Consider the following 19,145-nt stretch of genomic DNA (forward strand, 5'->3'; position numbering starts at 1 on the left):
GGCCCCGCCCGGCGTGTGGATGGTGCTGCACGTGCCGGGTGCTGGTGACGTACGCGTCACGCGGTGTCCGGTGCGGCGGGCCGGCGGGCCGGCCGCACCGGACGGTGCGCTAGGCGCAGGTCAGGACTTGCTCCACTGGTCCGCGTTCCAGGCGATGCCGTTCTGGGACGGGTTCGGGATGACGTTCTCGACGCCCTGGCCCCAGGCGGTGATGCCCGGGTGCTGGTACAGCGGGATCGTGACCATGTCCTCCCACAGCAGCAGCTCGATCTGGGAGGTCAGCTCGATGGCCTCCTCCTCGACGGAGGTGCGCAGGACCTGGTCGAGCAGCTCGTCCATCTCGGGGCTGGAGTAGCAGCCGTTGTTGTTGCCCTTGCCCTCGGCGGAGCACTCGGTCACCGTGCGGTAGGTCGAGTTCCAGCCGGAGCGGTCGGCGGCGCCGGCCCAGGCGTACATGGCGACGTCGAAGCGGTTCTGCGCCAGCGCGCCGTTGGTGTCGAAGAAGTCGGCGGCGGGCTGGAAGTCCACCTCGAAGCCGGCCTCGTTGCAGGCGGCCTGGATCAGCTGACCGGCGTCCACGCGACGCTGGTTCTCCAGGGTGCCGAGCACGACCGGCGTGCCGACCGCGTCCTCTTCCTCAAGGATCTGGCGGGCGCGCTCGATGTCCTGGACACCGAACTCGTCGATCACCGGCTGGGAGGCGGCGACGGCCTCCTCGTAACCGGAGTCCCAGGGGGCGACGTTCCGGACTTCCTTGACCGTGCTGTCCGGGACGACCGGACGGATCAGGTTGTCCACCAGCTGCTCACGCGGCACGCAGAGCGAGAACGCCTGGCGCAGCGCGAGGTTGTCCGCGAAGACACCCTGGTTGAAGTTGAAGTCGAGGTGCTCGTAGGTGTACTCGTCACCGACCTCGTTGGCGATGCCGGAGGCCGCCTGGATCTGCTGGGCGATGTCCACCGTCGGCTGCGGCTCGATGATGTCCACCTCGCCGTTCTGGAGCGCCTGGACCTGCTCCTCCTCGGCGATCGTGCGGAACACGACCGTCTCGGACGCCGGCGGCTCGCCCCACCACTCGGGGTTCGCGGTCAGCGTGATCGACTGGTCCGCGACGTACTCCGAGACGATGTACGGGCCGGAGGACGGTATGAGGGCCGGGTCCGGCAGCGCGCCGGAGATCAGCCAGCCGTTGTTGTAGAACTCACCGGCGGCTTCGAGGGGGGCCGGGTCGTCACCCTGGAGGGCGGCGATGAACTCCTCCTCGGAACCGAAGCCACCCTGCTGCGACACGACGTGCGCGGGCAGCATGGCGTTGTTGCCGTGGCCGGGACCAGCGGTCACCCAGTCGGCGAACGGCTGGTCGTACGCCAGCGTGAACGCCTTGTCGCCGGCCGCGCACTCGGGACGCGCGGTGTCCTCGACGCCCTGCGTGCCGACCGCGGAGAAGACGCTGTCGAACGTGCCGGACTGGACGGTCCACCACAGGAGGATGTCGTCACAGTCGATCGGGGTGCCGTCCGACCACACGGCGGCGTCGTTGATCGTGTAGTTCACGGTCAGCGGGTCGTCGGAGACCTTCTCGAAGGTGCCGAAGTCCTCGTTGGGGATCGGCTGACCGTCTTCGTTGCCGTACGTCCAGAAGCCGGAGATCACCTGCTCCATGACCTGGCCGTTGGCGGCACTGTTCGCGCCGGCGGTCGCGACGTTCCAGCTCTGCCACGGCTGCGCCATGGCGTAGGTCACGGTGCCACTGGGGCCGGACGCGCCGGGGCTCTCGCCGCCGTCGTCTCCGCTGTCGTCGTCGCTGCTGCTGCAGGCGGAGAGGACGAGCACTCCTCCCAGCGCAGCCGCGACGAGCTTCGACGTTCTGCCGAATCGGGTCATCTTCGGGCCTTCCACGGTGTCATGACTTCTGGTGTGAAGTTGGGCTGAGCTTCCTCACAGAAGTGGGCGCGAACAAGTGCGCCCGGGTGACCGTTGTGCAGCCGAGATGTGAAGCACGCTGACCTGTTATCTGCAAAATGGCGGATATCGATAAAAAAACGGACATTCGGCATCCGCTCCTCAGAGTCTCCGCGCGTTGACTTTGCATATCTGTTCGCTATGCGTGCGGGCAGCGGGTGAACAGGTGAGCCACCCTCCCCCCGAGGGGATGGAAACCTGGTGAAGTTGGGCAAAAACGCTGTGGGCCCCCTCGCATCCGTGGTTCGGTGGAGTCGATGTCTCCGGGGGGCGGTCCTCGCCGCCGCACACCCTCGACTGCGCGCATGCGGGGGCCGACCCATGCTCACCACGATCACCACGACCTTCACCGACACACGGGCCGACGACCTGGCCTGGGCGCTCGGGCGGGAGCCGCTCCCTTCGCTGGCGACCCTCGACCTGCGGCTCGCGGGCGCCCGCGTGGAACTGCGGGTGCTGGGGGCGTCCCACCAGGTGCTGCTGGAGAGCGGCGAGGGCACCTGCTCGGAGACCGTCGCCTGCATGCCGGGCAGCAACACCCCGCTGCCGCTCGGTGTCTCCCGGCGCCTCGGGAACTTCGAGTACGAGTTCGCGGCGCGCGTCGAGAGCCTGAGCCCCGGCTCGTTCGCCGGGCGGGCGCAGGAGCTGCTCGCGCTCGTCGCGGAGCATCCGCACGGGCTCGCGGCGATGTTCCCCGGCGACCCCAACGCGTTCACCGCCCTGCTCGCCCAGCGGCGCGGGGCGCAGGTGCACTGGCGGACCTGGCACGCGTACCCGCAGGAGCTGTGCCTCGTCGCGACCCGAACTCGCGTGACCGGCGCGACAGATGAGCCCGATTCCACTCCTGTGGGTGACAAGGCGAACCCGAGGTGTGACGTAACGTTCGGTTCATGATCGACACGTACGACACCGAGCGGTCCGCCGCGGACCGCTCCCGAGCGGCCGTGCTGCCCGTGTCGGCGGGGGCGGGGCGCTGTGTGGTCCTGGCGGCCGTCTTCGTCTGCGCCGCGTGCGGCCTGATCTACGAACTGGAGCTGATCGCGCTCGCCGACTACTTCGTCGGCGACACGGTGACGCACACCTCGGTCGTGCTCTCCCTGATGGTCTTCGCGATGGGGATGGGCTCCCTCGGCGCGAAGCGGCTGCGCAGGCGGGCGTCGGCCGGTTTCGGCCTGATCGAGGTGGGGCTCGCGCTGATCGGCGGCTCCTCCGCGATCACCCTCTATCTGTGCTTCCTGCTCTTCGGCGAGGCGCGTCCTGTCCTCTTCTGCCTCTGCCTGGCGATGGGCGTGCTCATCGGCGCGGAGATGCCGCTGCTGATGACGCTGATCCAGCGCATCCGCCGCCAGGACCCGGGGCGCGCGGTGGCCGACCTGTCGGCGGCGGACTACGTCGGGGCGCTGCTGGGCGGGCTGGCCTTCCCCTTTCTTCTCCTCCCTCTTCTCGGCCGCCTGACCGCCGCCCTGTTCACCGGTGTGATCAACGCGCTGGCGGGCGCGCTGCTGGTGCTGTGGCTCTTCCGGGACGACCTGTCCCGCCGCGCCCGGCGCACCCTGCTCGCGCTGAACGCGGGCGTCGTCGTCGCGCTGCTCGCCGGTGTCACCCTCGTCGCCCCGCTGGAGCGGGCCGCCGAGCGCGCGCTCGACGAGCGGCAGGGGACGGGCGGCGTGGTCGAGGGCGCGGCGTGCGAGCGGCGGATAAGTGATCCGATCACCGTGTGTGGGTAGGCTCCGCGCCATGGCCATGGAGCACGAGGTCTACGTCCCCCTGTCCGCCACCGTCGTGCGCCGCGCGTTCGCCGACCCGGTGCGGGTCGCCCGCTGTGTCCCGGGCCTCCAGTTGGCGGCGGGTGAGGGGGCGCCACCGGACGCGCCGGGCCCCGACACACCCGCCGTGCTGCGCGGCAGGCTGCGGCTGCGCGTCGGGTCCTCCACGATCACCTACCGGGGCTCCCTCAGCGTCACGGAGCGTGGCGAGGGGATCGCCGTCGAGGGCAAGGGCGAGGAGGCCAGGGGCGACGGCGCCGTCCATCTGGTGCTGACCGTCGTGCCGCGCCCGGTGCCGGACGGCTCGGGGACGACCCTGGCGTTCGGCGCCACCGTGGAGGCCGCCGGGCGGCTGGCCGAGGTGGAGCCGGAGCGTGTCGAGGCGGTCGGCCGCCGCGTGCTGGACCGTTTCGCCGAGACGCTGACCGACGAGCTGGTGCACGAGGCCACGGCCCCGCCCGCCGGGGGCATCGGCGAGCCGGGCGACAACGAGCGGGCGATCCCCGGCATCCCGGCCGCGAGCGAGCCGGAGCCCGATCCGGCGCCGGGACCGCCCTCCGCCGTCGAACCGGGCGCCGCAGCCCCGCAGGAGGCCGCCGAGGAGGACCTGCACGCGCCGGGCGGCATCGGCGGCGAGACCGGCGTGCCGACCGACGCGGTGCTGGGCGGCGACGCGCTGGAGCGCGAGCTGCTGGGCGGGGCGCTGGACGACGAGCTGGGCGGCGAACTGGCCGACGACGAGCTGACGCCGGAGGAACTGGCCCTGGAGGACGACGACGAGCTGGCCGCGGTCGGCGCCGACCTCCCCGAGCCCGAGGCGGACTTCGCGCGCCGCACGATGATCGGCCGCAGCGCCGAGGAGGTGGACCACGCGCCGCCGCGCGGCCGGTACGCCCCCGAGCCCGCGCCGGGCCGTGTGCCGGGACCCTCGGCCGTGCTGCGCTGGGCGGCGCCCGCCGCCGCCGTCGCGGTGGCGGGTGCGGTCCTCGTCGGGGTCCTGCGCCGCCGCTATCTCGCCGGACAGTGACCGGGATCAGGCCGTCCCCCGGCCGGTCTGGGTAACGGCGCCTGCCGCTCGTTATCGTCATGGCGTGACCACCCATGAGACCCAGCGCCACGGCGCCGCCGACCGGGACCCCGCCGCCGGGGAGCCCGGCGTCCTGCTGCGCGCCGGGGACACCGAGCTGACCGTCCGTCCCGACCAGGGGGCCAGGTTGTCGTCCCTGCGGATCGCCGGGACCGAGGTGCTGCGCCAGGGCGAGCGGTTCGGCTCCTTCGTGATGGCCCCCTGGTGCGGCCGGACGCGGGACGGCCGGTTCAGCAACGGCGGCACCGTCCACCAGCTGCCGCAGGACGCGGGCCCGCACGCCATCCACGGCACGGTCCGCAAGCGCGCCTGGCGCACCGTCGCCGCCGACGCCACCTCGGCCGCCTTCGTGACCGAGCTGACCGACCCCTGGCCCTGGCCCGGCCGCGTCACCCAGCTCGTGGAGCTGGCCCCCGACGGCGGCGGGCTGACGCTCACCCTCGGCGTGGAGACGCTGGGCGACTCGTTCCCCGCACAGGCGGGCTGGCACCCCTGGTTCCTGCGGAACCTCGGCGACGGCGGCCGGGACGTCGAGCTGGCGTTCACCCCCGCCTGGCAGGAGGAGCGCGGCGAGGACCATCTGCCGACCGGCCGCCGCCTCCCCCCGCGCCCCGGGCCGTGGGACGACTGCTTCGGGATGCCGGACGGCGTGGCGGTCACCCTGACCTGGCCGGAGCGGCTGGAGCTGACGGTCACCAGCCGCGCGCCCTGGGCCGTGGTCTACGACGAGATGGCCGAGGCCGTCTGCGTCGAGCCGCAGTCAGGACCGCCGGACGGGCTGAACAGCGCGCCGCGCCTGGTCACCGAGCTGGAGCCGCTGGAGATCGCGACGTCCTGGTCCTGGCGCACCCTGGCCCCCTGACCAGGCGCGGGCCGCGCGGAACGGCTGACGTAGGGTCTCGTGCCATGAGTGTGCGTGACGAGCTGCTGCGGCAGATCAAGGAGAAGGCCGTCGTCGAGGGCAAGGTCGTGCTCTCCTCGGGCCGGGAGGCCGACTGGTACGTGGATCTGCGCCGGATCACGCTGGACGGCGAGGCCGCGCCGCTGGTCGGTCAGGTGATGCTCGACCTCACCGCCGACCTGGACTACTCGGCGGTCGGCGGGCTGACCCTGGGCGCCGATCCGGTCGCCGCGGCCATGCTGCACGCGGCGGCGGCCCGGGGGCGGCGGCTCGACTCGTTCGTCGTGCGCAAGACGGAGAAGACCCATGGCCTCCAGCGCCGGGTCGAGGGCCCGGACGTCGCGGGCCGCCGGGTGCTGGCCGTGGAGGACACCTCCACCACCGGCGGCTCGGTGCTCACCGCCGTCACCGCGCTGCGCGAGGCGGGCGCCGAGGTCGTCGGCGTCGCGGTGATCGTGGAGCGTGGCGCGGCCCCGGCCGTCGAGCGCGCCGGGCTGTCCTACCACCGGGCCTTCGACCTCGCCGACCTCGGGCGGGAGTGACCCCGCCGGGCCCTTCGCCCGACCGGCGCAGTCCGGACCGTGCCCCGCCCGGCCCGACCTGCGGCGATCACGCACCGTAGTTGTTTCACGTGAAACGTCCTGTGGGGCGCCCGGGTCGCGACCGGCCGTCTGGGAGGATAAGCGCGACGATGACGTCGTTCCCCTGATCCTCCGAGCCGTCACGACGCACACATCAAGGAGCGGACAGATGCCCATCGCGACCCCCGAGGTCTACAACGAGATGCTCGACCGGGCGAAGGCAGGCCAGTTCGCCTACCCGGCCATCAATGTCACCTCGACGCAGACCCTGCACGCCGCCCTGCGCGGCTTCGCCGAGGCGGAGAGCGACGGCATCGTCCAGATCTCCACCGGCGGCGCCGAGTTCCTCGGTGGCCAGTACAGCAAGGACATGGTCTCCGGGTCCTCCGCGCTCGCCGAGTTCGCGCACATCGTGGCCGAGAAGTACCCGGTCAACATCGCGCTGCACACGGACCACTGCCCCAAGGACAAGCTGGACGGCTATGTCCGGCCGCTGCTCGCCCTCTCCAAGGAGCGGGTGGACCGGGGCGAGAACCCGCTCTTCCAGTCCCACATGTGGGACGGCTCGGCCGAGACCCTCCAGCACAACCTGGAGATCGCCGAGGACCTGCTCGCCCTCGCCGCCGCCGCCCGGATCGTCCTGGAGGTCGAGATCACCCCGACCGGTGGCGAGGAGGACGGCGTCACCCACGAGATCAACGACAAGCTCTACACCACGGTCGAGGACGCCGTCCGCACCGCCGAGGCCCTGGGCCTGGGGGAGAAGGGCCGCTACCTGCTGGCCGCCTCCTTCGGCAACGTCCACGGCGTCTACAAGCCGGGCAATGTCGTCCTGCGCCCCGACCTGCTGAAGGACCTCCAGGAGGGCGTGGCCGAGCGCTACGGCAAGCAGGCGCCGTTCGACTTCGTCTTCCACGGCGGCTCCGGCTCCACGCGGGAGGAGATCGCCACCGCGCTGCAGAACGGCGTGGTCAAGATGAACCTCGACACCGACACCCAGTACGCCTTCACCCGCCCGATCGTGGACCACGCGTTCCGCAACTACGACGGCGTCCTCAAGGTGGACGGCGAGGTCGGCGACAAGAAGACCTACGACCCGCGCAGCTGGGGCAAGCTGGCCGAGGCGGGCATGGCCGCGCGCGTCACCCAGGCGTGCGCCGACCTCCGCTCCACCGGCACCCGCCTGAAGTAGGGCACGCCCGCGGGCGGGCGCGGGAGACCGCCGCCGTACTCCGGGACGTGGGGCAGACTGGACGGCATGGCCATTCACGAGAATCTGCTCGGGGGGCCGCCCCCGACCCATCTGCCCGATGACCCGGAGCCGCGCGGCCTGCTCGCCGCGGGCACGGCCCCGGCCGAGGTGGCCGCCGCCCATCCGGCGTCCTCCCTGGCCTGGGCACAGCTCGCGGACGACGCCTTCGCGGACGGACGCACCGTCGAGTCGTACGCCTACGCCAGGACCGGCTACCACCGCGGCCTCGACGCCCTGCGGCGCAGCGGCTGGCGGGGCACCGGCCCCATCCCGTTCGAGCACGAGCCGAACCGCGGCTTCCTCCGCGCCCTGCACGCCCTCGCCCGCGCCGCCCAGGCGATCGGCGAGGAGGAGGAGTACAAGCGCTGCGCGCAGTTCCTCCGCGACAGCTCGCCCACCGCGGCCGACACGCTGTCCTAGGCCGCACGGCCGCTTCGCGGCCGACGGACCACGAGGCGCCCCGCCTGCCGCGCGGGGCGCCTCTTCGCGTCCCGCCCCTTACCCTGACGCGGGAGGAGGCACCACGATGTCGCACCCCGACGCACCACGCCCGGACGACCCCGGGCCCACGCTCGACTTCGGAGCGGACGCCACGCCCTACGAGGACTACGTCCACGCCGAGACCCTGACTCACCTCCAGCAGACGCTCACCGACGATCCGGGCGAGCCCGCGTTCCTGGTCACCACCCAGGTCATGGAGCTGTGGTTCACCCTGCTCGTCCACGAGTGGCGCACCGCCGCCCGCGCGCTGCGCGCCGGTGACCTGCCCACCGCGCTCGCGGCGCTGGACCGCTCGGCGCACGAACTACGGGCGCTCAACGCGTCCTGGGAGCCGCTGGCGCGCCTCACACCGCGCCAGTTCAACGCCTTCCGCCCCGCGCTGGGCGACGGCTCCGGCTTCCAGTCCGCCATGTACCGGCGCCTGGAGTTCCTGCTCGGCGAGAAGTCCCCCTCGATGCTGGTGCCGCACCGGGGCAGCCCCCGGGTGCACGCCGAGCTGACCGAGGCGCTGCACGAACCCAGCCTCTACGACGAGGCGGTCGCCCTGCTCGCCCGGCACGGCTTCGCCCTCCCGCCCGAGGTGCTGGAGCGCGACCGCACGGCCCGCTGGACGCCGCACCCGGCCGTCGAGGCGGCCTGGCAGCGCGTCTACGCCGAGGAGACCCCGCTGCTGCTGCCGCTCGGCGAGGCGCTCACCGAGGTGGCCGAACTCGTCTGGCGCTGGCGCAACGACCATCTGGCGGCCACCCGCCGCGCGATGGGCGGCAAGCAGGGGACCGGCGGCTCGGCCGGGGTCGCCTGGCTGGAGAAGCGCGCCAGGCAGCCGGTCTTCCCCGAGCTGTGGACGGCACGCGGTCATGTCTGATCCCATCGGGTCCCATGGCCGACCCGACAGCCCCCGTGCCGCCTGACGCGCGGCCAGGCCCTGGCGTCCTCGACGCCAGGGCCGCCGCCCTCGATGCCGCCGACCCCCTGCGCGAGCGGCGCGCCGCCTTCGTCCTGGACGACACCGTCTACCTCGACGGCAACTCGCTGGGCGCCCTGCCCCGGGCCGTGCCCGTGCGCCTCGCCGAGGTCGTCGCACGCGAGTGGGGCGAGCTGCGCATCAGGTCCTGGACGGAGTCCGGCTGGTGGACCGCGCCGGAACGGGTCGGCGACCGCATCGCCCCCCTCGTCGGCAGCGGCCCCGGCCGCGTCGTCGTCGGCGACTCCACCAGCGTCAACCTGTTCAAGGCACTGGTCGGCGCCGTGCGCACCGTCCCGGACGACCGCGACGAGATCCTGGTGGACGCCGCCACCTTCCCCACGGACGGGTACATCGCCGCGTCCGCCGCACGCCTCACCGGCCGTACCCTGCGCCCCGTCCCGGCCGCCGGGATCGCGGCGGCGGCCGGGCCGCGTACGGCGGTCGCGCTCGTCAACCACGTGGACTACCGCACCGGCACGCTGCACGACCTGCCCGGCATCACCGCCGCCGTCCACGCGGCGGGCGCGCCCGTCGTCTGGGACCTGTGCCACAGCGCCGGAGCGCTCCCCGTGGAACTGGACGCGCACGGCGTGGACTTCGCGGTGGGCTGCACCTACAAGTACCTCAACGGCGGGCCCGGCGCCCCCGCGTTCCTCGCGCTGCGCGCCGACCGCCTCGCCGCATTCGACTCCCCCCTGCCCGGCTGGAACTCGCACGCCGACCCCTTCGCCATGGCCGCCCACCACACCCCGGCCACCGGCGCCGCCAGGGGCCGCGTCGGCACCCCCGACATCCTGTCGCTGCTCGCCCTCGACGCGGCGCTCGACGTCTGGGACGGCGTGGACATCGGCGCCGTCCGCACCAAGAGCCTGGCCCTCACCGACTTCTTCCTCGACTGCGTCGCCGCGGAACTGCCGCCCGGCACGGTCGAGTCCGTCACGCCCGCCGACCACGCGCGGCGCGGCAGCCAGATCGCGCTGCGCCACCCCGACGCCGCCACGGTCATGGACCGGCTGATCGCCGCGGGCGTCGTCGGCGACTTCAGGCCGCCCGACGTCCTGCGCTTCGGGTTCACGCCGCTCTACACCTCGTTCGCCGACACCCTGCGCGCGGCCCGCACGCTGCGCCGCGTCGTGGGGGAGACGGCGTCCGCGTGACGGGCGAGGGCGTGCCGCAGGACGACCTGGAGCTGGCCGAGCTGCTGACCCCGCCGCCCGGCGGCACCGGCGCGCCCGGCCGCACGCTCCGCTACGGCCCGCACCCGTCCCAGGTCATCGACGTGTACGGCCCGGGCGAGCCCCGGGTCGCGCTGCTGCACGGCGGCTTCTGGCGGGAGGCGTACGACCGGACGCACCTGGCGCCCTTCGCCCACGCGCTCGCCGGACGCGGCACGACGGTCGCGCTGGTGGAGTACCGCCGCGTCGGCGGGGGCGGCGGCTGGCCCGCGACGCCCGACGACGTGACGGCGGCCCTGCGCGCGCTGCCCGGCACCGGCGGCATCACCCTGGCAGGCCACTCGGCGGGCGGCCACCTCGCGCTGTGGGCGGCGGCGAGGGAGGACGGCGGCGGCCGGGTGCGCCGCACCGTGGCCGTCGCGCCCGTCGCCGACCTCGCGCGCGCCCACGCCCTGCGGCTGAGCGCGGGCGCCGTCGCCGAACTGCTCGGCGGGCGGACGGACGCCCTGCTGCCGCTCGCCGACCCGCTCGCGCTGCCGCGCCCGCCCGCGCCCGTGCTGCTCGTGCACGGCACGGCCGACGGACAGGTCCCGCAGGCCCTGTCCGAGTCCTACGCCGACCGGCACGGCGCGCGGCTCGTGCGCCTGCCTGACGTCGGGCACTACGCGCCGTTCACGCCGGGCACGCCCGCCTGTTCCTGGCTGCTGTCGGAGCTGGGGGCGGTGCCCGGCGACGGGAGCGTGCCGGTGAGCCGGGCGTAGGCGACGATGTTCGAGTCGTAGCCGCCGTCCTCCGTCCATCGGCCGCCGCAGGTGATCAGGCGCAGCTGCGGGGTGCCCACCGCGCCGTAGACGCGCTCGTCGGGGAAGTCGCTCTTCGGGTACTGCTCGACCGAGTCCACGGTGAAGACGGCGGTCTGGCCGTCCTCGCGGTCGATCTCGATGTTCTCGCCGGGACGGAGCTGGCCGAGCCCGGCGAACGCGGCAGGTCCCGTGTACGTGTCCAGGTGGCCGACGAGGATGGCGGCGCCCTGCTCGCCGGGCGAGACGCCGCCCGAGTACCAGGCGGCACGCATCGCGTCCTCCTCGGCGGGGGAGGGCGGGCCGCCGTCCGTGCCCAGGGCGGCGCCGAACACCTCCACGTCCGTGCCCAGTTGCGGGATGCGGATGCGCGCGGGGGACGAGCGGATCAGCGGGGGCGCCACGAACGCGGACGGCTGGCCGACCGCGCCGAGGTCCGCCGTCGAGCCCGCGTTCGGCGCGGCGCCCGGCGCGTCCACGGCACCGGGCCGGGAGACGCCGTCCGCGATGTCGCTCGACGCGCGCGCCTCGCGCACGCCGTCGTCCCTGCCGGTCGCGACCAGCCCGGCGGCCAGGGCGGCGGTGACGGTCGCGACGGCCGCCGCCGTCTCCCAGCGGCGCGTCCGCAGGGCGAGGCGCTGGTGCCGTGTGGAGCGCTTGCCGCTCGGCCGCCGCGCGCGGCGCGCGCGCCTGGCCTTGGCCACCGCCTTCGCCCGCTTGCGGACGGCGGGCCAGCGTCGGCGCACCAGCCGCACGATGCGCAGGGCGAGGGCGACCTGCCAGAAGCGGCGCGCCAGGCGGGGCGCGACGCGGAAGGCGAGGCCGCGGACGAGTCCTGGGAGGCCGAGCAGGAGGATCTGGAGGACGAGGAAGAGGACCGCGGGCGCGCTCCGCCTGCGGCGCTTCCCGGCCGTCCGGCCGTCGCTCGCGGGCTCGGCGGTCTTGGCGGTCCTGGCCGCCTTGGCCGCCTGGGCGGTCGGCGGCTTCGCGCTGCTCGGCCGTGGGGCGGCCTCGGCGGGCTTCGCGTCCGCCGTCTTCCTGCCGCCCGCGGGGCCCGCCTTGCGATGACGCCCCGCGCCGGAAGCGGCGGGCGTGGTCGCGGGGGCCGGGGTGGAGGCGGGGGTGGCGCCCGCCTTCCGGTGACGGCCCGGCCGGTTCCGCCCGTCGGACGCCGCCGCCGTCTGCTTCGTGGCCTGCCCGGCCGCGTGCCGTGGCCCGCGCTTCGCCTGGGGCGCCGTGGCTGTCGGGGCCGTCGGGGCGGCCTTGCGCCGTCTGCCGTACCAGGCCCTGCCGCCCGCCTTCCTCCGCGACGAGGACGTGCCCGCGAGGACCGGCACGCCACCCTCGGGCCGCGCCGCGCGGGGCGGCGCCTCGTCCTTCTTCCGCCCGGAAGGCGCCGCCGTGACGGCGACGGGCTCGGCGACGGGCTCGGGGGCGACCGGAGCGGGCGCGTCCTTCGGCTTCTTGGACAGGTCCACCCTCTTCTTCTTGGACAGGTCCACCTTCTTCCGGGGCACGTCCGGCTTCGCGGGCTTCGCGGCCTTGACGGGCCCACCGGGCTTCGCGGCCTTCGGCGCGGGCTTCCCGGCCTTCGGCGCGGCCTTCGCCGCCTTCGCCGCCACGCCCGGCCCCGCGGGTGGCCGGGCGGCGGTGTCCGCGCCCGTCGTCCGCCGTCCCGGCAGGGTCCCCGCCGGGGGCGGCGGGGTCATGCGCCGGGGGCGGCGCGGGCGTTTCCGGCCGCCGTCCGGCAGAAGCTGTCCCCCCGTGAGGGGTTCCGGGTCTCTGCGCGGCCCGAGTGACAGGCGGGACCGGCGCCCCGGGGTGTCCCCGGGGGCACCGCTCCGCATGTTCCGCGGCACCCGCAGCGCTCGCGGCCTCCGCAAGAGCCGCAGGAACTCAGGCACGTCGCTGCTCCTCAGTAGTGGTTTCCGGTGGAGCGGCGGCGGCGCGCCAGGAACACGTAGCCCGCGGAACCCGCGATGGCCACCGCGCCACCGACCGCGAGCGCCGTGGCCTGCGTGCTGCCCGAGGTGCCCGAGTCGGAGCCCGAGCCGCCGAAACCGGCGGCGGCGCCACCGCTGGGCGTGGCCGAGGTGAAGGTGAAGTTGGTCGTCAGCGTCGTGCCGTCGTTGCAGCGGACGGTCACCGGGTAGCTGCGGCCGGTCTGGAGCCCGCTGGACTTGATGCGGCCCGTGCCCGTCCACTGGTTGCCGCTGGTCTGCCGCAGCGTGACGTTCTGCTGGAACGCGTCGGAGGTGGCCGAACCGCTCGGCTGGCAGGTGACCCGCACCGTGACCGAGGTGTTCGGCCCGCCCGAGCTGGGCGAGATCGAGATGGGGGAGGTGTTGTTCCACGACGGCTTGCCGTCGTCGTCGTGGGCGAGGGCCGGGGCCGCCGGTCCCAGGGCGAGCAGGGTGGTGGCCGTGGCGAAGGCGAGCCTGCGGGCGCCACGGGAGCGCGGATTCCTGATGGACGTCTTCATGGACGCTGTTCCTCCGGGTCGTCTGCCGCACGCGAAGAGGCGTGACGGCCTGTGACCTATGCGAACAGTGCGTCACGCGACGCGCATCCGGAGTGCGTCCTCGCGGGTGCCGGACCGCCCCTGTCGGAGCAGTGGACGGTCCGGCGCGCGGGGGTCCGCCCCGCGCGGCCCGCCAGGGGCCGCCCGCGTCCCGTTACTTCAACTCCAGGTCCCTGCGCCGCAGTCCGGCAAGACCCGCCGCGATCAGGCCCGCCGCGACGAGCGTGAGCAGCGTCAGCGGCAGCCAGCGCCACTCGGCGGCGGGCACCTGCGGCACATGGCCGATCGGCGACAGGTTGCGCAGGCCGTCGGGGAGGCCCGTCAGCTCGCCGAGGTAGACGACGAAGAAGCCGTACGCCGGGACCGCCCAGGCCGCGGCCGACGCCTTCGGGAACCAGCCGTACAGCGCCACCGCCACCCCGGTCGTCACCCACAGCGCGGGCGCGTACGCCAGGGAGGCGAGGGCCAGCTCGCCGAAGAGCGACGGGTCGTCGGCCGACGCGGCGCCCGACAGGCCGAAGCCGAGGCCCGCGAGCGCCATGACGAGCGTGCCGCCCACCAGCGCGACGACCAGGTGCGAGGCGGCCCAGCGCGTCCGCGACAGCCCGGTGGCGAGCACCGCCTCGGCGCGCCCCGCCGTCTCCTCGCCGCGCAGCCGCAGCGTGGCCTGCACCGTGTGCAGCGACGCGACGATGGCCAGCACGCTCATCACGACGGACGCGAACGCCGTCAGCAGGTCGCCGCCGCCCAGCGCGGCCACCGACTCCCGCAGCTGCTCGTTCTCCCCCAGCAGGTCGTCCGCGCTGCCGAGCACCGAGCCGTACATCAGGCTGAACAGCAGCGCGCCCGCGCCGAAGCCGACGAGGACGCCCCGCTGGAGGCGCAGCGCGAAGCCGACCGGGCGCAGCAGCCCGGGGGACGCGGTCGGCCGCCCGGGGCGTGGCGGTCGCAGGCCCGCGCCGACGTCCCGGCGGGCGCTGAGCGCGTACCCCCCGGCCGTCGTGGCGGCGGCGAGCGCGAGCGACAGGAGCAGCGGCCACCACCGGTCGTCCACGTAGACGTAGGTGCGCTGCGCCCAGCCGATGGGGGACAGCCACGAGAAGGCGTCGGCGCCGACGTCGCCGACCGCGCGCAGGGCGAACGCGAGGCCGACCGCGGCGAGTCCGAGGCCGCTCGCGCCGCGCGCGAACGGGCTGATCTGCACGGCCAGTGCGGCGACACCGGCGAACACGATCCCGGTGGCCGCGCACGCCGCCCCGTACAGCAGCGAACCGCCGGTGGTGACGCCCTCCGCGCCCGAGCCCGCCATCCCGGCGGCCAGCAGCGCGCCGACGATCAGCGAGGTGACGGCGGCGACGGTCAGCGCGGCCGTGAGGTGGGCGTGGCGCCCGACGGCGCTCGCGCGCAGCAGCTCGGCGCGGCCCGTCTCCTCCTCGGCGCGCGTGTGCCGGACGACGGTCAGGACGCTCAGCACCCCGACGGCCAGGGCCAGGTAGCCCAGCATCTGCTGGCCCATCATGGCGCCGTACAGGAGGTCGCCGCCCAGGTAGCGTTCGGGGCCGGTCATCGCGAGACCGGCGGCGCCGCCCATGGTCTCGCCGAGCTGCGCGCGCTCCTGCGGCCCCGGGTACTCGGTGGTCAGGCTGGAGAGGGTGACGCTGTTCACCAGCCACAGGGCCATGATCCACACCGGCAGGCGGACGCGTTCGCGGCGCAGCGCGAAGCGCAGGAGCGCGCCGGTGCCCGTGAGGACGCCGCCGTGGTGGCCGGGCGGGGCGGCGAGGGCGGGGCCCGCGTCCGTGACGGTGGCGGTGGCGGTCATCGGGCCGCCCCCGCCGTGGGCTGCTCGGCGGCCGGTTCGTGCAGGTCGTCGCCGTAGTGGCGGAGCATCAGCTCCTCCAGGGTGGGCGGATGGCTGACGAGGCTGCGGATGCCGAGCCCCGACAGGGCGCGGACCGCGCCGTCGAGCTGCGCGCCGTCCACCGTGAAGTGCACGCGGCCCTGCTCGGCGCGTACGTCGTGCACGCCCGGCAGTTCGGCGAGCCCGTCCGCGGGCCGTTCCGTCTCGGCCTCGACGGTGGTGCGGGTGAGGTGGCGCAGGTCCTGGAGCGTGCCGGACTGCACGGTGCGGCCGAGGCGCACGATGCTGACGCGGTCGCACAGCTTCTCGACCTGCGCCAGGATGTGGCTGGACAGCAGCACGGTCCGCCCGGCCGCCTTCGCCTCGTCGATGACGTCCTGGAAGACGACCTCCATCAGCGGGTCGAGCCCGGCCGTGGGCTCGTCCAGCAGCAGCAGCTCGGCCTCCGAGGCCAGGGCGGCGACGATCGCGACCTTCTGCCGGTTGCCCTTGGAGTAGGTGCGGCCCTTCTTGCCCGGGTCGAGGCCGAAGCGTTCCACCAGCGCGTCACGGCGCGCGGGGTCGAGGCCGCCGCGGAGTCTGCCCAGCAGGTCGATGGCCTCCCCGCCGGTGAGGTTCGGCCACAGCTCGACGTCGCCCGGCACGTACGCCAGGCGCCGGTGCAGCGGGACGGCGTCGCGCCACGGGTCGCCGCCGAGGAGGGACACCGAGCCCGCGTCGGCGCGCAGCAGGCCGAGGAGGACGCGGATGGTGGTGGACTTCCCGGCGCCGTTGGGGCCGAGGAAGCCGTGGACCTCGCCCGTGCGCACGGTGAGGTCGAGCCCGTCGAGGGCGCGGGTACGGCCGAACGTCTTGACCAGGCCGGAGACGGCGATGGCAGGGGGTGCCTCAGTCATGGGTCCAGCCTAGGCATCTTTCAGAGATTTATGAAGTTAAGAAAATGCCAAGCGCGCCCGGCGCCCCGACTGATGGCAGGATGAACGGGTGATCGATCCCCATCCGACGTCGCCCGGCACCGGGCAGCACACCGGCGACGACGACACGTACCCGGCGGCCCTCGCCGCGTTCGTCGAACGCTTCGCCGCGGATCTCACCGAGGCGGGTATGCCGCGGATGCCCTCCCGCGTCTTCGCCTGCCTCCTCGTCTCGTCCGAGGGCGCGCTCAGCTCCGCCGAGCTGGCACGGCGGCTGCGGATCTCGCCCGCCGCGGTCTCCGGGGCCGTGCGCTACCTCGCGCAGGTCAGCATGGTCAGCCGCGAGCGCGAGCCGGGCTCACGCCGCGAGCGCTACCGGCTGCTCCAGGACATCTGGTACGAGGCCATCGCCAGCCGTGACGCCGACCTGCTGCGCTGGGTCAGCACGCTGCGGGACGGCGCCAGGACCGCGGGCGAGACGGGCCCGGCGGGGCAGCGGCTGAACGAGACGGCGGAGTTCATGGAGTTCCTCGTCGAGGAGATGCGGGGCGTGCTGGAGCGCTGGCGCGCCCGGCGGGCCTCGCACGGCTCAGCCTGACAGCCGCCCGCCCGCCGCGGGGGCGGGCACCGTGAGCCGCAGCGCCTTCGGCCGCACGGTCCAGGTCCGCGCCTCGGTCGGCCCGAGATCCACCGCCCCGGCCCGGTAGCTGAACGTCGCGCCCGACACCGTCACCGTCCGCACGCGCACCCGTACGTCCGCCGCCGCCTGGCCGCACGGCCGCACCACCACCTCGGCCAGCCCGTCCGCCGGGCGCACCGACACCCCCGCGACCGGACGGTCGAGGTCCGCGAGCAGGTCGCCGTCCGCCTCCACCCGCAGCCGATGGCGCCCGGCGCGCGTGCCCCAGTGCCACGGGCGCTGCCGCCGCGCCGGGATGCCGAGCGGGCCCGGCACCACGCCCCCGGCGTCGTCCAGCAGCAGATCGACCCGCCGTTCGCCGCCCCGCAGCACGGCGCGCGACGCCGCCACCGGATCGGTCGGCACCCCGAGCGTCCGCGCCACCGCGAGCAGCGGCACCGGGCCCACCGGCACCATCGCGAGCGGCCCGCCCGCCGCCGTCCCCAGGCCGTCGCCCTCCCGCAGCAGCAGCGCAAGCGCGGCCAGCAGCGTACGGTCGTCCCCCACGAGCACGACGCGGTGCGCGCCCCGTCCGGCCAGCACCCGCCGCAGGGTGCCCGGCTGGTCGAGCACGCGGACCTTCACCCCGCTCGCCCCCGCGCACAGCACGTCCTTGGCGATCCGCACCGATTCCCCGTCCGACCGCCGGGCTGTCGGGTCGATGACGATGAGCACCTGACTGTTCGCCTCCCGGCTGCGTCTCCCGTAAGCTCTCTTTGCAAGAGCCCCTGCCGCGATTGCGTCAGGGGTTTCGTCGATCCGGGGCAGCCCTTGCGTAGATGCCCCGCTCGGAAGGGGTGTACGCCTGTGCCCGCACTTGTGCTGCTCGGTGCCCAGTGGGGTGACGAAGGCAAAGGCAAGGCGACCGATCTGCTCGGTGGTTCGGTGGACTACGTGGTGCGCTACCAGGGCGGCAACAACGCGGGGCACACCGTCGTGGTCGGCGACCAGAAGTACGCCCTCCACCTGCTGCCGTCCGGCATCCTGACGCCGGAGTGCACCCCTGTCATCGGCAACGGCGTGGTCATCGACCCCAAGGTCCTGCTGGACGAGCTGGCCGGGCTGAACGCGCGCGGCGTGGACACCTCCCGGCTCCTCGTCAGCTCCAACGCGCACCTCATCACGTCCTACCACCAGACCCTCGACAAGGTCTCCGAGCGCTTCCTCGGCAAGCGCAAGATCGGTACCACGGGGCGCGGCATCGGCCCGGCGTACGCCGACAAGATCAACCGGCAGGGCATCCGCGTCCAGGACCTGTTCGACGAATCGATTCTTCGCCAGAAGGTCGAGGCCGCGCTCGACCAGAAGAACCAGCTGCTCGCCAAGCTCTACAACCGCCGCGCCATCGCCGCCGAGCAGGTCGTCGAGGAACTGCTGGGCTACGCCGAGCAGATCAGGGGCTACGTCTGCGACACCGCGCTCGTCCTGAACGACGCGGTGGACGCGGGCAAGGTCGTCCTGTTCGAGGGCGGCCAGGGCACGCTGCTCGACGTGGACCACGGCACGTATCCGTTCGTCACCTCCTCCAACCCCACGGCGGGCGGCGCCTGTACGGGCACCGGCGTCGGGCCGACGAAGATCTCCCGCGTCATCGGCATCCTCAAGGCGTACACGACGCGCGTCGGCGCCGGGCCCTTCCCGACCGAGCTGTTCGACGAGGACGGCGAGCGGCTGCGCCGCATCGGCCACGAGTACGGCGTCACGACCGGCCGCGACCGGCGCTGCGGCTGGTTCGACGCCGTCATCGCCCGCTACGCGACGCGGGTCAACGGCCTCACCGACTTCTTCCTCACCAAGCTGGACACCCTCACCGGCTGGGAGCGCATCCCGGTCTGCGTGGCCTACGAGATCGACGGCCGCCGCGTCGAGGAACTGCCCGCCAGCCAGAGCGACTTCCACCACGCGAAGCCGATCTACGAGTACCTGCCCGGCTGGAGCGAGGACATCTCCAAGGCCCGCTCCTTCGACGAACTCCCCGCCACCGCCCAGCGGTACGTCACGACGCTGGAGGAGCTGTCCGGCGCGCCGATCTCCGCCATCGGCGTCGGCCCGGGGCGCGAGGAGACGATCCAGATCAGGTCGTTCCTGTCCTGACGCGCGGCGGCGCCCCGCGCCGGACGCGAAAGGGCCGGGGCCGCGAGGTGGTGAACACCCCGCGGCCCCGGCCCGTTTCGCGTG

Annotated in this window: 17 protein-coding genes and 1 pseudogene; 12 read left to right on the forward strand and 6 right to left on the reverse strand. The window is 74.2% G+C overall.

Going from position 1 to position 19,145, the window contains the following annotated elements; all coding sequences use genetic code 11:
* Positions 1-120 precede the first annotated feature (120 nt).
* The gene (locus IF27_RS03620) at positions 121-1,884 is read right to left on the reverse strand and encodes an ABC transporter family substrate-binding protein (RefSeq protein WP_052847762.1); all 1,764 of its coding nucleotides are present in this window, start codon (positions 1,882-1,884) and stop codon (positions 121-123) included.
* Between the two features lie 399 nt (positions 1,885-2,283).
* Here IF27_RS03620 and IF27_RS03625 point away from each other — a divergent pair, with 399 nt between their 5' ends.
* The 10 genes and pseudogenes from IF27_RS03625 to IF27_RS03670 all read left to right on the forward strand — a co-directional run bounded on the left by IF27_RS03625 (position 2,284) and on the right by IF27_RS03670 (position 10,953).
* On the forward strand, positions 2,284-2,856 hold the full coding sequence (locus tag IF27_RS03625; protein ID WP_052847763.1) for a DUF2617 family protein: 573 nt from the start codon (positions 2,284-2,286) through the stop codon (positions 2,854-2,856).
* Positions 2,853-3,605: pseudogene (locus IF27_RS03630) on the forward strand (spermidine synthase); the annotation flags it as partial. The gene IF27_RS03625 and the pseudogene IF27_RS03630, both read left to right, overlap by 4 nt.
* 94 nt (positions 3,606-3,699) lie before the next feature.
* Positions 3,700-4,755, forward strand: coding sequence for an SRPBCC family protein (locus IF27_RS03635; RefSeq protein WP_052847766.1), 1,056 nt, complete (start codon positions 3,700-3,702; stop codon positions 4,753-4,755).
* Between the two features lie 64 nt (positions 4,756-4,819).
* Positions 4,820-5,677, forward strand: a complete 858-nt coding sequence (locus tag IF27_RS03640; protein WP_052847768.1) for an aldose epimerase family protein — start codon at positions 4,820-4,822, stop codon at positions 5,675-5,677.
* Positions 5,678-5,721: 44 nt separating this feature from the next.
* Complete coding sequence (gene pyrE, locus IF27_RS03645) at positions 5,722-6,258, forward strand: orotate phosphoribosyltransferase (protein WP_052847770.1); 537 nt, start codon at positions 5,722-5,724, stop codon at positions 6,256-6,258.
* 208 nt (positions 6,259-6,466) lie between these two features.
* The gene (gene fbaA / locus IF27_RS03650) at positions 6,467-7,489 is read left to right on the forward strand and encodes a class II fructose-bisphosphate aldolase (RefSeq protein WP_052847771.1); all 1,023 of its coding nucleotides are present in this window, start codon (positions 6,467-6,469) and stop codon (positions 7,487-7,489) included.
* Between the two features lie 66 nt (positions 7,490-7,555).
* Positions 7,556-7,969 (forward strand): DUF3151 domain-containing protein, encoded by a 414-nt coding sequence (locus IF27_RS03655; protein ID WP_052847772.1) that lies wholly within the window; start codon positions 7,556-7,558, stop codon positions 7,967-7,969.
* A 106-nt stretch (positions 7,970-8,075) separates the two neighbouring features.
* A complete protein-coding gene (locus tag IF27_RS03660) occupies positions 8,076-8,915 on the forward strand; it encodes a tryptophan 2,3-dioxygenase (RefSeq protein ID WP_052847773.1) in 840 nt (279 codons plus the stop codon).
* A gap of 14 nt (positions 8,916-8,929) precedes the next feature.
* On the forward strand, positions 8,930-10,174 hold the full coding sequence (gene kynU / locus IF27_RS03665) for a kynureninase (protein WP_052847774.1): 1,245 nt from the start codon (positions 8,930-8,932) through the stop codon (positions 10,172-10,174).
* Positions 10,175-10,200: 26 nt separating this feature from the next.
* Positions 10,201-10,953: an alpha/beta hydrolase gene (locus IF27_RS03670; RefSeq protein ID WP_110945526.1), complete on the forward strand. Its 753-nt coding sequence runs from the start codon at positions 10,201-10,203 to the stop codon at positions 10,951-10,953.
* Here the strand turns inward: IF27_RS03670 and IF27_RS31400 are convergent.
* The 4 genes from IF27_RS31400 to IF27_RS03690 all read right to left on the reverse strand — a co-directional run bounded on the left by IF27_RS31400 (position 10,854) and on the right by IF27_RS03690 (position 16,270).
* Entirely contained in the window at positions 10,854-12,701 is a 1,848-nt protein-coding gene (locus IF27_RS31400; RefSeq protein WP_052847775.1) for a class F sortase, read from the reverse strand. The genes IF27_RS03670 and IF27_RS31400 overlap by 100 nt on opposite strands.
* A 206-nt stretch (positions 12,702-12,907) precedes the next feature.
* Positions 12,908-13,474, reverse strand: coding sequence for a hypothetical protein (locus IF27_RS03680; protein ID WP_052847776.1), 567 nt, complete (start codon positions 13,472-13,474; stop codon positions 12,908-12,910).
* Between the two features lie 193 nt (positions 13,475-13,667).
* Positions 13,668-15,335 (reverse strand): ABC transporter permease, encoded by a 1,668-nt coding sequence (locus IF27_RS03685; RefSeq protein ID WP_052847777.1) that lies wholly within the window; start codon positions 15,333-15,335, stop codon positions 13,668-13,670.
* On the reverse strand, positions 15,332-16,270 hold the full coding sequence (locus tag IF27_RS03690; protein ID WP_052847778.1) for an ABC transporter ATP-binding protein: 939 nt from the start codon (positions 16,268-16,270) through the stop codon (positions 15,332-15,334). The genes IF27_RS03685 and IF27_RS03690 overlap by 4 nt, the downstream gene beginning before the upstream one ends.
* A 91-nt stretch (positions 16,271-16,361) precedes the next feature.
* Here IF27_RS03690 and IF27_RS03695 point away from each other — a divergent pair, with 91 nt between their 5' ends.
* Positions 16,362-16,886: a GbsR/MarR family transcriptional regulator gene (locus IF27_RS03695; protein ID WP_052847933.1), complete on the forward strand. Its 525-nt coding sequence runs from the start codon at positions 16,362-16,364 to the stop codon at positions 16,884-16,886.
* Here the strand turns inward: IF27_RS03695 and IF27_RS03700 are convergent.
* Positions 16,878-17,642: a diacylglycerol kinase family protein gene (locus IF27_RS03700; RefSeq protein WP_338058189.1), complete on the reverse strand. Its 765-nt coding sequence runs from the start codon at positions 17,640-17,642 to the stop codon at positions 16,878-16,880. The genes IF27_RS03695 and IF27_RS03700 overlap by 9 nt on opposite strands.
* 132 nt (positions 17,643-17,774) lie before the next feature.
* Here IF27_RS03700 and IF27_RS03705 point away from each other — a divergent pair, with 132 nt between their 5' ends.
* A complete protein-coding gene (locus tag IF27_RS03705; RefSeq protein ID WP_052847779.1) occupies positions 17,775-19,061 on the forward strand; it encodes an adenylosuccinate synthase in 1,287 nt (428 codons plus the stop codon).
* The last annotated feature ends 84 nt before the right edge of the window (positions 19,062-19,145 follow it).

This window comes from Streptomyces avicenniae, from assembly GCF_000719135.1.
Taxonomy (GTDB): domain Bacteria; phylum Actinomycetota; class Actinomycetes; order Streptomycetales; family Streptomycetaceae; genus Streptomyces; species Streptomyces avicenniae.

Coding starts and splice junctions, on each gene's coding strand:
- IF27_RS03620 (WP_052847762.1), bottom strand. CDS start 1,884: ATGACCCGATTCGGCAGAACGTCGAAGCTCGTCGCGGCTGCGCTGGGA.
- IF27_RS03625 (WP_052847763.1), top strand. CDS start 2,284: ATGCTCACCACGATCACCACGACCTTCACCGACACACGGGCCGACGAC.
- IF27_RS03635 (WP_052847766.1), top strand. CDS start 3,700: ATGGCCATGGAGCACGAGGTCTACGTCCCCCTGTCCGCCACCGTCGTG.
- pyrE (WP_052847770.1), top strand. CDS start 5,722: ATGAGTGTGCGTGACGAGCTGCTGCGGCAGATCAAGGAGAAGGCCGTC.
- fbaA (WP_052847771.1), top strand. CDS start 6,467: ATGCCCATCGCGACCCCCGAGGTCTACAACGAGATGCTCGACCGGGCG.
- IF27_RS03655 (WP_052847772.1), top strand. CDS start 7,556: ATGGCCATTCACGAGAATCTGCTCGGGGGGCCGCCCCCGACCCATCTG.
- IF27_RS03660 (WP_052847773.1), top strand. CDS start 8,076: ATGTCGCACCCCGACGCACCACGCCCGGACGACCCCGGGCCCACGCTC.
- kynU (WP_052847774.1), top strand. CDS start 8,930: ATGGCCGACCCGACAGCCCCCGTGCCGCCTGACGCGCGGCCAGGCCCT.
- IF27_RS31400 (WP_052847775.1), bottom strand. CDS start 12,701: ATGACCCCGCCGCCCCCGGCGGGGACCCTGCCGGGACGGCGGACGACG.
- IF27_RS03680 (WP_052847776.1), bottom strand. CDS start 13,474: ATGAAGACGTCCATCAGGAATCCGCGCTCCCGTGGCGCCCGCAGGCTC.
- IF27_RS03685 (WP_052847777.1), bottom strand. CDS start 15,335: ATGACCGCCACCGCCACCGTCACGGACGCGGGCCCCGCCCTCGCCGCC.
- IF27_RS03690 (WP_052847778.1), bottom strand. CDS start 16,270: ATGACTGAGGCACCCCCTGCCATCGCCGTCTCCGGCCTGGTCAAGACG.